The organism is Rhodohalobacter sp. 8-1 (assembly GCF_038150125.1).
Classification (GTDB): Bacteria; Bacteroidota; Rhodothermia; order Balneolales; family Balneolaceae; genus SW132.
Map to the genome: position 1 here is coordinate 1 of NZ_JBBVMF010000016.1, position 13544 is coordinate 13544.

The window sequence follows — 13544 nt, forward strand, 5'->3', positions numbered from 1 at the left end:
AGTAGGTCGCCGCCTCATCGTTTTTCCAAAGCCCCTCGTCGCTCCGCGACAGGGGCTTTTTTTATTATTAAAAATTCCACTACTTTTTGTATTCTAAAGCTTTAGAATAATTCTATACAAAAGCAGCAGTTTGAGACGAGTCATTCGCTATTCTGGTTTATTAATTACCCTTTCCTTATTGCTCTCAACCATAGAGTTTAAAAACCTTTTTGCACAGCAAACCGGTAATTGGTCCTCCATCACATCATATAATACAGTCAATAGCATTGATATGTCTTCCAACGGAACTATTTGGGGAGTTTCAAATGGTGGACTTTTTTCATTTGAAAATCAATCCTTTGAAAGGATGTTAACACCAGTTGATGGTATGTACAGACTTGATGGCTCAGTTTTAAAATACATCGAAAATATCAATAGTGTAGCTATAGGATACATTGACGGTATGATTGATCTTTATAGTATTGAGGAACAGAGGTTTGAGCAAATACAAGACATATCCAGAGTCCAGGCATTTACATCAAAACAGATTAATGATTTTGAAGTGTATGATGGGAGTCTATATGTAGCTACGGATTTTGGAATTGTGGTTTACGATACAAATACATTTCTGGTCTCAAACTCATATACAAAAATTGGCAGTTTTGATCGAGGTACTCCTATATTTGATATTTATATCAAAGACGATCGTATATATGTCGCTTCCCAGCAAGGTGCTGCTATTGCTAGTTTAGATGCTAACCTCGATATAGAAGCATCATGGATCAATTATAATGCAAGCGATGGACTTGAAGATGTTTCAGTTCAATCCATAATTTTATTTAACGGGGAGGTATTGTTATCAACAAATACTTCAACCAAAGTATTACGTAACGGTGTCTGGGAGACCTTTTCTTTATTAAGTGGCTATAATAGTGTGTCATTTATAGAAGTGACTGGCAATGGCAACCTGCTTTCTCATACTATTAATCGTGTTCTTACTGTGGATAGGAATGGAACCCTGACTATCACCAACCCCGGTATAAACGGTATTTCAGATATTATTTCTATGGGGGAGAACTCAGACGAAATTTCTCTATCTACGCTTTCTGTAGGGTTAGGTATTGGAGAAATAAGTAATAATGATTTTCAATATTTCACACCCACTGGACCGAATCTTAATTTTTTTGATGGCATGTCTTTTCTAAACGGAACGTTCATTTCGGGAACGACTTCCATATCTCAACGAAATTCAACTCTCGACAGGGGGAAAGGTTATTATATTCGGGATGAAAGTGGCTGGCGTAACTTCAATCGGAATACTAATAATGTGTTGACTCGGGCTCAGTTTCAGCAGGCATTTACATCCACATACACGGATGATTACTACTATTTTGGTAGCTGGGGACAGGGTATTGCTCGTCATAACAGAGTAACAAATGATATAGATGTGTTTGACTCTTCGAATTCAACACTCCGCGGGTGGGCGGATGATGATCCCAATTTCCCGGTCATATCGGGTTTGGAAACAGATGAAAATGGTGCCGTATGGGCAACGAGCAGGTATGCCACCAATCCCTTATATGTGCAGCTGCCGGGTGAAGACGAATGGATTAGTTATGGAAAGTCCTCAGTACTGAGTTCAAATGATGAATACTTATATCTGTTTGTTGATTCATACAATCAAAAATGGATTTCACTTCAGTCAACTAGTGGTGGCGGTAGAGGATTGCTTGTCCTTGATACAGGTAGTCCAATTGAGTCGAATGAATCAATCGGCGTAAAACTTACTGAAGACCAGGGAAATGGAAACTTGCCGAATGCGATGGTTACCTCAGTTATTGAAGATAAAGATGGTGAGATATGGGTTGGAACCGAAAGGGGGATAGCTCGCTATATTTTTCCACAGTTTGTAATCACAGGATCATCAGAAGAACGGCGTGCACAATGGTTGATAAATGAAGATCCCGATGCTGCCTCACCCTTTCTTTTGAGAGATATTAATGTGTCAGCGATGGCCGTAAACGCCGCAAATCAAAAATGGATTGGTACTGCCGCCGAGGGGGTTTGGCTTTTGAACGACACAGGCAGCTCAATTCTTAAAAGATTTACATCAGAGAATAGCCCTCTTTTTTCAGATGCAATCCGTGATATATCAGTAAATGATCAAACAGGAGAAGTTTATATCTCAACTGACGCGGGCTTGAGTGTTTACCAGGATGTTCCGTTAGCTGCATCTCCATCAATGGACGAACTGAAAGTTTATCCAAACCCATTTTTATACGATTCGCATAACAGGATATTGATTGAAAATTTATCTGATGTAACTACCATTCGTATACTTGGGATTGATGGTACCCTGGTTCGAACTTTTGAGAACCGTGGAGGAAGAGCAGAATGGAATGGAATGGACTCCAGCGGGCGGCAAGTCGGCTCGGGAGTTTATATAGTGGTAGCGCTTGACTCAGACGGCAATGAGCGCGGGTTTGGAAAAGTAGCAATCATTCGATGAAACAAGTAACCACCGTCATTGTAAACTATCAAACGCCGGATCTCCTCAGAAATGCTGTTCTCTCCTTCAAAGAGCATTATCCTGAAACCCAGATTTTGATTTTCGACAATGGCAGCAAAGACGATTCAAAAACTGTTGTAGCCAAAATTCAGAATCAATACCCTGATTCTATCCACACCCACTTTGAAGAGGAAAATATATTTCACGGACCTGCACTGGATAAATCAATTACTGAATTGGTGAAAACCGAATTCTGCTTTTTCCTGGACAGTGATACAGTTACAAAGAAGAAAGGATTTCTGGAAAAAGGTGTGGATATATTATCCATGAGCAAAAAGAACTATGCGCTGGGCTATAAACTAAAAGCTAATAAACGGGGATTTAAAGACCCGGAAGGCATACCGATTATTTTAACGCCATATCTGCTGATGAAAACCGAGCCATACCAAAAATTCCCTCCCTTTTTCCATCATGGCCAGCCTGTACTGCACAATTTCAGGGAAGCCCAAAATAATGGATATGAACTTATCCATTTCCCAATGGAAGAATATATCGACCATTTATGGAGAGGAACGGCATCAAAGTTTGGATATGGGTTGGGCCTCAAAGGAAAGTTTGATTATGTATTAAACAAGCTGGGTATATGAGTCAGACAGAGAGATCGGTGGACCTGTCAATTATTATAGTGAACTACAATGTAAAGGAGTTTCTGGCAAACTGTCTTCAATCCGTGAGAAAAGCTTCTAAAGAGATTTCTACAGAAGTGTTTGTGGTTGACAACGATTCATCCGATGGTTCAATCCCTTTTCTAAAAAAACGGTTTGATGATGTAACCTACATCGAGAATAGAGAAAACGTAGGGTTTGGAAAGGCAAACAACCAGGCAATTGAAAAGGCGACTGGAACCTATACACTTCTGCTCAATCCCGATACACTTCTGCAGGAAGATACCTTAGATATATTGATCGGATACATGAGCAATCATGATTCATGCGGTGCTTGCGGGTGTAAAATTCTAAATCCTGATGGTACGTTTGCCCCGGAATCAAGACGGGCCATTCCCACAGTTTCCGCTGCCATATATAAAGCAATCGGGCTTACAGCTCTTTTTCCAAATAACAAACATTTCGGTGCCTATTACCAAGGGTGGAAAGGTGAAGATGAGAGGGGTGAAGTCCCTGTACTCTCAGGATCATTTATGTTTTTCAGGACCCGCTGCCTGAAACAAGTTGGCGGGTTCGACGAGCGATTTTTTATGTATGGAGAAGATATCGACCTGTGTTACCGGGTATCGGAGGCCGGCTGGGAAATACATTACGTTCCCGAAACATCTATCATTCACTATAAAGGAGAAAGTACAAAAAAGAATGAGTTATCATATCATAAAGTGTTCAATGATGCGATTTACAAGTTCTTCGATAAACACTACACAAGCCGATACTCCCACCTCTTTAAATTCCTGATTTTTTGGGCTATTCAGTTCAGAGCACTGGCGTCATTTTTTGTGAATAATTTGCGTGCACATCGTTTTATCATAACTGATCTTGTAGTGATCAACGCCGCATTACTCATCGGGATGTTTATCAGAGCCAGCTTTGACCAGGCCGGAATTCTTTCCATGCTGAATCCCCAGTTTCTATGGCTTAATCTCATCTGGAGTATGTCATATCTGTTTTTCGCCCAGCTGTACGGTATTATTGATGAACACAAGCATTCAATTGTAGGGAGCTTAAAAGCGGTGCTATTTAGCTTTTTAATACTTGTAGCGATTACATTTTTTATCCGGAGCCTGGCCTTTTCCAGAATTATATTGGCAGTATCCGTTATGATTGGATTATTTGTGATTGGTTTTATTCGGTTTCGGCGGATCAATCAGACTAAATCAACAAAATTTTCGAGAGGTATGGTCTCCCCACTACGAATGCTCTTGGTTGGGGCAGGGGACAATACAAAACAATTTGTGTCTAAGATTAAAGGAAAAGCTCGCTGGCAGGTTGAGATAGCTGGCGTTGTTCGGCAAAAAGGTCAAGCGGCAATTGAAGACTCTGATCTTTCGGATTATGATGCAGGTAGTATATCAGATCTTAAAACACTCATTCGAACCACCCGCTCAGACATTGTTGTATTTTTACTTGAATCAGTTTCTCATAAGGAGCTCCTCGAATCTATTCAAAATCTGCGGAATGTTGATGTGGAAATAAAAGTAATTCCACAGAATATGAATTTTATTATTGGTAAAGCAGATGTGGAGTATCTCGATGATATAGCTGTTGTAGACCTGGAGCTTCCATTTTTTAACCCGATTCAAAAATTACTAAAACGATCGTTTGATTTAGTTCTGGGCTGCCTGGGCTTATTGGTGCTTCTCCCATTAAGCTGGGCTTGTTTAAAAGTAAAGTCTGACTCGAAAAAAGGGATCACTATATTTGATGGATCTGTAAAGAAAACGATCAGTCTAACAGATCACCATTCGTTTGCTTCCAAAATCTGCAATCGCCTGACACTTTGCTACAAGATAGCCAAAGGCGACATTAGTGTTGTGGGATCTGCTGCCGGCCCGGTTCACGAAGGGGACATCACGCGGTATAAAACAGGGCTCACCGGCTATGTTCAAATCAACAGGGATCGCATAACAAATCAAAAAGACAGGGAGCAATTCGACCTCCACTATTTACAGAACTACTCCATCTGGCTTGACCTCGATATTCTTTTTAAGGCCCTCATCAGGGAAGATTCACTTACGGGGACTTTCCTTGCCAAAAGTGAATGAGCGACGAAATAACGATCATATTTTTTGATCCACTGTTTCACTCATAGGGCCATACCAAGATTGGAATGTGTCGTCCTGAATCTTTTGCCGAGCCTCATTCATTAGCCATAAGTAGAACGTTAGATTTTGCTTTGATGCCAGTTCGAGCCCAAGGATCTCATTTGCTTTAAACAAGTGATGTAGATAGCTCATATTATATTTGCTGCAAAGATCGCTCGGAAATCCGGTATCCAGAGGTTTGTGGTGATGTTTCCACTTCGCATTTCTCAGATTTATCTTTCCGTGTCTTGTAAAAATAGATCCGTTTCTGGCATTTCGAGTAGGCATCACGCAATCGAACATATCAACGCCCAGGGCAACACATTGCAAAAGATTGGCCGGCGTACCCACGCCCATCAGGTATCGGGGTTTATCTTCAGGTAAAAAATCTGTGTTAAGATCTGTCATTTTGTACATAAGATCGATCGGCTCACCCACGCTCAGGCCACCAATTGCCAGTCCTTCAAAATCGAGAGAGGTCATATATTCCGTCGATTCTTTCCGTAAATCATCAAATGTTCCTCCCTGAACAATTCCAAACTGAGCCTGCGAATGCCCATAGTGCGGTGAACCATTTAAGAAAGCTTCACGGCCGCGTTTTGCCCATCGGTGCGTCAATTCCATCGAGTTTTTGACGTAGCTTCGCTCGGCAGGGTAGGGTGGGCACTCATCGAGAATCATCATAATATCGGATCCCAATATCCGCTGCGTTTCCACAACATTTTCGGGTGTGAACAGATGCTTTGAGCCATCCAGGTGACTTTTGAAAGTAGCTCCCTCTTCTTCGAGTACTCTGTTATCAGACAAAGAAAATATTTGATAACCGCCTGAATCGGTAAGGATCGGTTTGTCCCAACACATAAATGAATGAAGTCCTCCGGCAGCGATCATAATCTCATTACCGGGGCGCAGATATAGATGGTAAGTATTTCCGAGAATAATCTGAGCCTTCACTCGATTCACAAGATCATCCTGGTTTACAGCTTTTACACTTGCCTGTGTACCCACCGGCATAAAAATAGGCGTTTTAATATCACCATGATCGGTCGTTAAAGTTCCGGTTCGCGCTTTTGTCGTTGATAGTGTTTTCTCTAATTTGAACAAGAATTTGTGTGTTTAATCCCAATTTTACCTTTTATATTGTCAAGCTGGTAATCAAAAAAAGGCTTTAGTAGTCAATTCGAACGGAAGATAACCCTTTGCCTACGATAAATCGAAATCGGGAAACGCTTTTTACTGGTCTGCTTGACGGGCTCGTACTCTGTATGGCATGGTACTTCTTAACGCAGATAAAGCCGGAGCTGACATCTCATATCGCGGAAAGAGAAAACTTATCAATTATTGTAGCTGGCGGAATTCATACAGTCTACTGGCTGATCGTGTTCTCCCTGATGGGATTGTACAAGCGGTTATACCTGATTTCAAGGTTTGATGAATTTGTTAAGGTAGTGAAGGCTACGCTCATTGGTACGCTTATTTTATACTTCTACAGTACCATCGACGGAGATCTGCAGATGAGGGACAGGCTGGCCAGTGTTACAGTTTACGTTCTTCTTGTGGGCGGTTTGATAACGGTAAACAGGTTTGTGATTCGTAGTATCCAGAGATTTTATGCGCTGAAGGGTAAGGGACTGCATCGTGCATTGATCATTGGAACAGGTAAAAATGCGGTATCAGCTTTTGATGATCTGAATCGTAACCGGTCATTGGGTATGCAGGTTGTAGGTTTTATAGAGGTGCCGAATGGAAAAAATGGCGACCAGGTGTATGTTGATCCGGATGAAATAATGGGGTCACTTGACGATATCAACCTGATTATTCAGGAACTCGAAATACAAGATTTGATAGTTGCTCTTGAGCCTGAGAAACGGGAAGATCTGATAAAAGTATTAAGCCGGGTGAATAATCCGGACGTCACACTAAAGCTTCTCCCCGACTTTTACCAGCTTGTGAGCGGGCTTAATAAAACAAACCAGATATTTGGGCTTCCGCTAATTGAGATTTCACCAGACCTCATGCCGTTTTGGGAGAAATTGATGAAACGGCTGCTTGATGTAATAATTTCGGTAGCCGTACTTATAGTAATGTTACCGGTAATTATTGTGATTTCAATCGTGATTAGGCTGACCTCAAAAGGACCAGCAATTTACAGCCAAGAGCGGGTTGGCAAAAAAGGTAAGCTGTTTACGATGTATAAATTTAGAACTATGCGAATGGATGCTGAAGCTGAAACAGGACCGACATGGGCGCAGGAAAATGATCCCCGAATCACGAAGGTAGGAGCGTGGCTTCGGAAAACACGACTTGATGAAATACCGCAGTTCTACAATGTACTGAAAGGAGAGATGAGCCTGGTTGGACCACGGCCCGAGCGGCCTTACTTTGTGAGCCGGTTTAAAGATGAAATTCCAATGTACACACGTCGGCTTCGGGTTCGTCCCGGTATAACGGGATGGGCACAGGTTAAGTGGAAATACGACGGTTCGCTGGACGATGTGAAAGAGAAAACCAAGTATGATCTGTTTTATGTTGAAAACATGTCTTTGAGAATGGATTTTAAAATTTTGATTAACACCATATTTTCTATGGTTAGAGCTAAAGGCCAGTAACGATGAACAAATCAATTGTCATCATACCTACTTATAACGAGTCGCATAATATCAGGCGCCTGATCGAGATCACGTTATCTCTGGAAAAGCAGGTTGATATTTTGATCGTGGATGATGGATCACCTGACGGCACTGCAGGGATCGTAAAAACCCTGCAAGATGAATTTCCTGAGCGCATTTACCTGATTGAACGTGAAGGAAAAATGGGACTTGGCACAGCATATGTAACAGGATTTAAATTTGCACTCAGCAACGGCTATCAATTTATTTGTGAAATGGATGCCGATTTTTCTCATAATCCCGAGGATTTGCCCCGCCTGATTGAGCCAGTTGAAGCAGACGAAGCTGACCTGGCGATTGGGTCACGTTATTCTGATGGAATCAGCATTGTGAACTGGCCGCTCAGCCGCCTGATCCTTTCCTTTGCAGCAAATGTGTATGCCCGGACAATTACAGGCCTTCCCGTACAGGATACAACAGCAGGGTTTAAATGCATCCACCGGAAGGTGCTGGAATCAATTAATCTGGACAGGATAAGATCTAATGGTTACGCATTTCAGATTGAAATCCACTATAGGGCTTGGATTGAGGGCTTTCGCCTCAAAGAGGTTTCTATCATTTTTAAAGAACGTGAAGAGGGTGTATCAAAAATGTCGAAGTCGATTGTCCGGGAAGCAATTTGGCGCGTTTGGGCACTGAAAATAAGAAGTATTTTCGGACAGCTTTAAGGTTAGAAAAGAGCCTTATTTAAGGAGAGATGCAGGAACCCTGTGGGATGTTAACTCTTCGGTGGAGGTTATGGCTGAGGAATTTTATTACCAAGAACCTCAATCTTTCATCATTTGGTTTTTGTATCGTCGTAAATGCCGTCTCAAAAAAGGTTGAAGTTAAGAGCCGTCGATTCATAGAACCTCAGTCCTATATAATATAGACACCCCTCAAGTATTTCGCTGAACGATTACATCTTAACTTCGAAGATAGATTCTCCAATACGTTTAATAGGCAATAGATCCAAACGAAACGGCACTTTCGCGCTCCTGTTCATCCCACCAGTGGTAGTTGAGCGACCGGCCCTTAAGATCCGGAAATGATTGCATGAATGTATATAGCGGCGGGAATCCACAAACCCGGTAAGGATCATAATCTTCTGAGATATGAGTGATCATTTTTTCACTGTTGTTTTCTACAGCTGCATGCATGAACGTTTTGTCAAATGATTCAACAGTCGATCGCATTGAGGAGGCAGGCACAGAATCCCCGAATTTCTTCCCAATATGCGACAAATCGCCACTGATCAGGTAGAATGTATCATCGGTATCCAGGACACGCAGAGCATCAGAAAATGCAGATATTTTGGTGCCCATCTCACCATCCTGTTTATAAAAAATCTCATCAATTCCTCCAACGAGAATAGGGACGATTTCGAAATCGTGGGGCCATAGATGCCCGGCAAATAGCAGGTGCGTTTCAATACTGTGTTCAATCCGATGGGCACGATCGCGAGTCGTGAATCCAATCTCGGACCCAAAATCAGAAAGGTAATTTATAGCAGTTTGATCGGTTTTAAATGTCCGGCCCGGAACTTCAAACGATTTTGTTGATCCAACGTAAGGAAATCCAGTATAAAGCTGAGGATAATAGCCGCTGTAATGCGAAGTTGCCAGGATCACGACCCGCTTTGGCTGTAGAACCTTCAGGGTTGAAAAAGCCTCGGCATACTGAGTGGCTCCGACACGTAGATCGATATGAGGTGCATAAAGAGCTTTTTTGGGTTCTGTATTGAAGGCGTTTGTTTCATCTGATGCCTTTTTTAAAAGGTTGTCGATAAAGGCCGAATACTCAGAGGGATCAGACGGGTAGATGGAGTCTGCCAGGGCAGGTCTCCTGATATCAGAATCTTCAAATTTCAATTCAATATTTTCAGCTTTTTTTCTGAAATAATCACTTTCAAGCAGCAGTTGCTTATCCAGCATTTTGATAAACGACAGGATATTATCTTCAGCGACATCCTCTCCGAAATAAGCGGTGAGTTGCCGCAGGGTTTTTCTCCCATCAAGCAGAGACAATATGGGCTCAACTGATCTATCGAGCGCGAATCCCGGTTCGGATATTTTCATTGTGTCGTAAAAAAGCAAAAGATCTCTGCCATTGTCTTCAACGGGGATAATCTGAAGATCACGCCGAACCGGTGGGATAATATCTGTTTTGGAATTAAATATATTTTGATTCACTACTTTTGCCCTCTCATTTTCCAGCATTCACATTTCTTTCCATATTTGATGCAAATTGGGTGATCTGGCGGCGCAGAGATTCTTGCCTTACAGGCATTCCGCCCGTGGTGGATCATCAAATGGGAGAGGTCCGTCCAGCTCTCCTGGGGAAAAAGGGCCATCAAGTGTTTTTCAATTTTATCCGTGTTCTTCTTTTCACGTGTAAGTCCAAATCTGTTCGACAGCCGCTTTACGTGCGTATCCACCACAACCCCAATATTCTTATTAAAGGCGTTTCCGAGTACAACATTTGCAGTTTTCCTGGCCGCACCGCGTAGCGTTAAAAGCTCTGCCATCGTTTGCGGAACTTCGCCTTCGAATTCTTCAACAATGGTTGTTGAGGCTTCTTTCAAAGCTTTCGCCTTATTCTTGTAAAAGCCGGTTGTTCGAACCAGTTCCTCGAGATCTTCGGGTGAGGCCTCCGCCATGGCCTCCGGTGTGGGATAGGCTTCAAAGAGCGCCGGGGTTACCTTATTGACCCGTACATCGGTACACTGGGCACTCAGTATGGTGGCGATAAGCAGCTGGAACGGGTTTTCATGATCCAGCTCGCAATGGGGATTTGGATAGTGCTTATAGAGGTCCTCAAGAAGGTTTCGTGCTCGTTCTTTCTGTTCTTTTGTCTTGCGGGGAAGACCGGATTTAGCCATAGATGATGATGGATGTAGTTGGTTAATTCAATTATCAAAGGTAAATGTCTGAGATTTCGTTTGAAAGTAGAAACGGGCGATATCTGGTTTAAATTTTACTATTATTGAGCCATGAAAAAAATTGCGGCCTACAGCGCACTTATTCTGCTCACATTAATTTATCTGAATAGTTTTTTTACTCGCCAAATCGTTGCGGTTTTAGGCGTGGATATACGTGAGGCGTTTCAGCTTGGAAACCTTCAAATAGGTCTGCTGTACGGAACCGCATTTTCGATTATTTATGCCGTGGCAGGTATTCCAATGGGCAGGCTGGCAGATCGTATCTCAAGGCGCTGGATGATTGCAACGGGACTGCTGGTTTGGAGCCTGATGACGGTACTGAGCGGGTATGCTACATCATTCGCTTTTTTGGTCGTTGCCCGGCTGCTGGTAGGTGTAAGTCAGTCGATGCTGAGCCCGGCTGTCTATTCGTTGCTGGCCGAGATGTTTTCAGTCCAAAAAAGGGCTACAATTTTTTCTTTTTATGCCAGCGGTATATTTTTAGGAATCGGGTTTTCGTTTCTTGCAGGCGGAACCATCGCGCTGCAGTACAGCTGGCAAACGGCCATGATTGCGGTGGGTCTTCCGGGACTGATCCTTGTTCCTTTCGTATTTTGGTTTGTGAAGGAACCCGACCGGACCATCATCCGTCATACACATGAAAATGACCTGTTCAAGGATGCCGTTGCCCTGCTGAAAAAAAGGACGATTCAATATCATCTAATCGGATTTTCACTGCTTGCCTGCACAGGTTATACCGTCCTGGCGTTTGCAGGAACGGTCTTCAATGATGTTTTTAACCGCGCAGATTTAACACCACAATATGGCTGGTTTCTTTTCGGCGTGGCGGGCACCGTAATCCTGGCGGGCAAGGCGGCAGATAAACTCGCGGAACGGAAGCCGGAATATCGTTTTTGGATTGGCATTATAGCTGCCCTGGGCGGGTTGCCGTTTTATGCATTTGGCCTGTTTAATAGCAGTGCTGCATGGGGGTTCGGTTTGATGGGAGTCGGCGTGATGATCTCATCATGTTATAACGGGGTTGCTGCAGCCTTAATGCAATATCTCGTACCGGACCAAAACCGGGCGCTTGCCGGAGGCCTCTATCTTTTTGTAATAAGCATTGCGGGCTTTGGGCTCGGCCCTCCTGTAACCGGCTGGCTGATGGATGACGTTTTTACGGGTTTGTACGGCCCGTCAAAGGCAGTGATGTTTGTGATGTTAATATGCAGTATTGGAAGTACAATTGCGTTTTTGCTGGCCATGAGAACTTATGAAAATGATAAATTGGAATAACCCGGAAAACCCTCTGTAGTTTTTACTAACGCGTAAATTATTTCATAAGCTCATATACCAAAATGGGTTACACAATTATCAATAAATTTAGCGTAAAATTTCCAGGGTAAACCTGTTCTTGTGAAATGAGCGCTACCTCCGTACCCTTACACTGAAAAATAAAACCAATCAACCCAAACCACATTGGCAACTCAAAACGACATCGATGACACCAACCGGGATCAAACCCAATGGACGGAATCACCTTTCCTGATTATCAAGGGTTTTTTGATGGGATCTGCCGACATCGTTCCGGGTGTAAGCGGCGGAACGATGGCACTCATCACAGGTATTTATGATAGGCTGATCTTTGCAATTAAAAGCGCGGATAAGAACGCTCTTTCCCATCTTCTGAAGCTCAGGATATCAAAGATATTTGACACTTTTCACTGGAAATTCCTGCTTCTTCTCTTTACCGGCATTATTCTGGCAATCGCCTTTTTCACGAAAGTAGTGCCGCTTCAGGTTTATATGTTTACGGATCCTGAAATAGTTTATGGTCTTTTTTTCGGTCTCATTGTAGGATCAATTGTTCTGCTGGTTGCCGAGATATCTCCCGAAAGCAGGGGTTGGCTTAACCTCTTGCCACTGCTTGCAGGAGCTTTATTTGGGTTTTGGATTGTTACTCTCGTGCCAACAGACACCCCCGAATCAGCTTGGTTTGTATTTTTGAGCGGTTCAATTGCTATTTGCGCTATGATACTGCCCGGAATTTCCGGATCGTATCTGCTGCTGATCATGAGAAAATATGAGTACATTCTTACGCAGCTTGGAAGCATTGGTACGGTAGATACCGGAACCGCTATTCTGAATCTTCTTCCATTTTTTGTGGGAGCGGCAGTGGGAATCATTCTTTTTTCAAGAATACTATCCTGGTTGTTGAAACATTATCACGCGACCACACTTTTGGTTCTTATTGGATTTTTGGTCGGCTCTCTTTACGTGATTTGGCCTTACCAGGAGAGGGAGTTCAAGGTGTCAGTTCGATCGTCCCAAATCATGGAGTACACAGACCCGGTAGTCCAAAATATTCTGGAACGGGAAGAGCCGCCAAACCTGCCTGAATACAGACGTATCAAAGAGATCATCAACCCGGGTGCGTCGTTCGATGCTCTCAAAAAAGTAGAAGTAGAAACGGTATCAAGAAAATTGGTAACCAGCCAACCTTTTATACCAGAATCCGGTGATGAAGATGTGGATATCTGGGGTGGCGTATACGGTATGGCCGGCGGTTTGGTAATGATTTTGTTTATATCATACCTGAGAAAAGTTTAGCAGATGAAACAAGCGTAAGCCGATGATTTACACTACTTTCACAATTTCTAAGTATCTTGTTTATAGATA

At 42.8% G+C, this 13544-nt stretch carries 10 protein-coding genes; 7 read left to right on the forward strand and 3 right to left on the reverse strand.

Annotation, left to right across the window (positions count from 1 at the left end; translation table 11 throughout):
• Positions 1-178 precede the first annotated feature (178 nt).
• The 3 genes from porZ to AABW11_RS14585 are packed head-to-tail and all read left to right on the forward strand — an operon-like array spanning position 179 to position 5258.
• Entirely contained in the window at positions 179-2488 is a 2310-nt protein-coding gene (gene porZ, locus AABW11_RS14575) for a type IX secretion system anionic LPS delivery protein PorZ (RefSeq protein ID WP_340105858.1), read from the forward strand.
• On the forward strand, positions 2485-3135 hold the full coding sequence (locus AABW11_RS14580) for a glycosyltransferase family 2 protein (protein WP_340105859.1): 651 nt from the start codon (positions 2485-2487) through the stop codon (positions 3133-3135). The genes porZ and AABW11_RS14580 overlap by 4 nt, the downstream gene beginning before the upstream one ends.
• On the forward strand, positions 3132-5258 hold the full coding sequence (locus AABW11_RS14585; RefSeq protein ID WP_340105860.1) for a glycosyltransferase: 2127 nt from the start codon (positions 3132-3134) through the stop codon (positions 5256-5258). The genes AABW11_RS14580 and AABW11_RS14585 overlap by 4 nt, the downstream gene beginning before the upstream one ends.
• Before the next feature lie 15 nt (positions 5259-5273).
• Here the strand turns inward: AABW11_RS14585 and tgt are convergent, their stop codons facing one another.
• Entirely contained in the window at positions 5274-6401 is a 1128-nt protein-coding gene (tgt, locus tag AABW11_RS14590; RefSeq protein ID WP_340105861.1) for a tRNA guanosine(34) transglycosylase Tgt, read from the reverse strand.
• 95 nt (positions 6402-6496) lie between these two features.
• On the opposite strand from tgt, the gene AABW11_RS14595 reads away from it, so the two are divergent.
• Both AABW11_RS14595 and AABW11_RS14600 read left to right on the forward strand, forming a co-directional pair.
• Positions 6497-7906 (forward strand): sugar transferase, encoded by a 1410-nt coding sequence (locus AABW11_RS14595; RefSeq protein ID WP_340105862.1) that lies wholly within the window; start codon positions 6497-6499, stop codon positions 7904-7906.
• A gap of 2 nt (positions 7907-7908) precedes the next feature.
• Entirely contained in the window at positions 7909-8634 is a 726-nt protein-coding gene (locus AABW11_RS14600) for a polyprenol monophosphomannose synthase (RefSeq protein ID WP_340105863.1), read from the forward strand.
• A gap of 267 nt (positions 8635-8901) precedes the next feature.
• On the opposite strand, the gene amrB is transcribed toward AABW11_RS14600, so the two are convergent.
• Both amrB and nth read right to left on the reverse strand, forming a co-directional pair.
• Positions 8902-10137, reverse strand: a complete 1236-nt coding sequence (gene amrB / locus AABW11_RS14605) for an AmmeMemoRadiSam system protein B (RefSeq protein WP_340105864.1) — start codon at positions 10135-10137, stop codon at positions 8902-8904.
• Positions 10137-10826, reverse strand: coding sequence for an endonuclease III (gene nth, locus AABW11_RS14610; RefSeq protein WP_340105865.1), 690 nt, complete (start codon positions 10824-10826; stop codon positions 10137-10139). The genes amrB and nth overlap by 1 nt, the downstream gene beginning before the upstream one ends.
• A 111-nt stretch (positions 10827-10937) precedes the next feature.
• Between nth and AABW11_RS14615 the strand changes: the two genes are divergently transcribed.
• Both AABW11_RS14615 and AABW11_RS14620 read left to right on the forward strand, forming a co-directional pair.
• On the forward strand, positions 10938-12161 hold the full coding sequence (locus tag AABW11_RS14615) for a spinster family MFS transporter (protein WP_340105866.1): 1224 nt from the start codon (positions 10938-10940) through the stop codon (positions 12159-12161).
• 183 nt (positions 12162-12344) lie between these two features.
• Entirely contained in the window at positions 12345-13475 is a 1131-nt protein-coding gene (locus AABW11_RS14620) for a DUF368 domain-containing protein (RefSeq protein WP_340105867.1), read from the forward strand.
• Positions 13476-13544: the final 69 nt, after the last annotated feature.

Bases quoted from the DNA above. Each gene is read 5' to 3' on its own strand.
- AABW11_RS14580 (WP_340105859.1), top strand. From the start codon at position 2,485: ATGAAACAAGTAACCACCGTCATTGTAAACTATCAAACGCCGGATCTC.
- AABW11_RS14585 (WP_340105860.1), top strand. From the start codon at position 3,132: ATGAGTCAGACAGAGAGATCGGTGGACCTGTCAATTATTATAGTGAAC.
- AABW11_RS14600 (WP_340105863.1), top strand. From the start codon at position 7,909: ATGAACAAATCAATTGTCATCATACCTACTTATAACGAGTCGCATAAT.
- nth (WP_340105865.1), bottom strand. From the start codon at position 10,826: ATGGCTAAATCCGGTCTTCCCCGCAAGACAAAAGAACAGAAAGAACGA.
- AABW11_RS14615 (WP_340105866.1), top strand. From the start codon at position 10,938: ATGAAAAAAATTGCGGCCTACAGCGCACTTATTCTGCTCACATTAATT.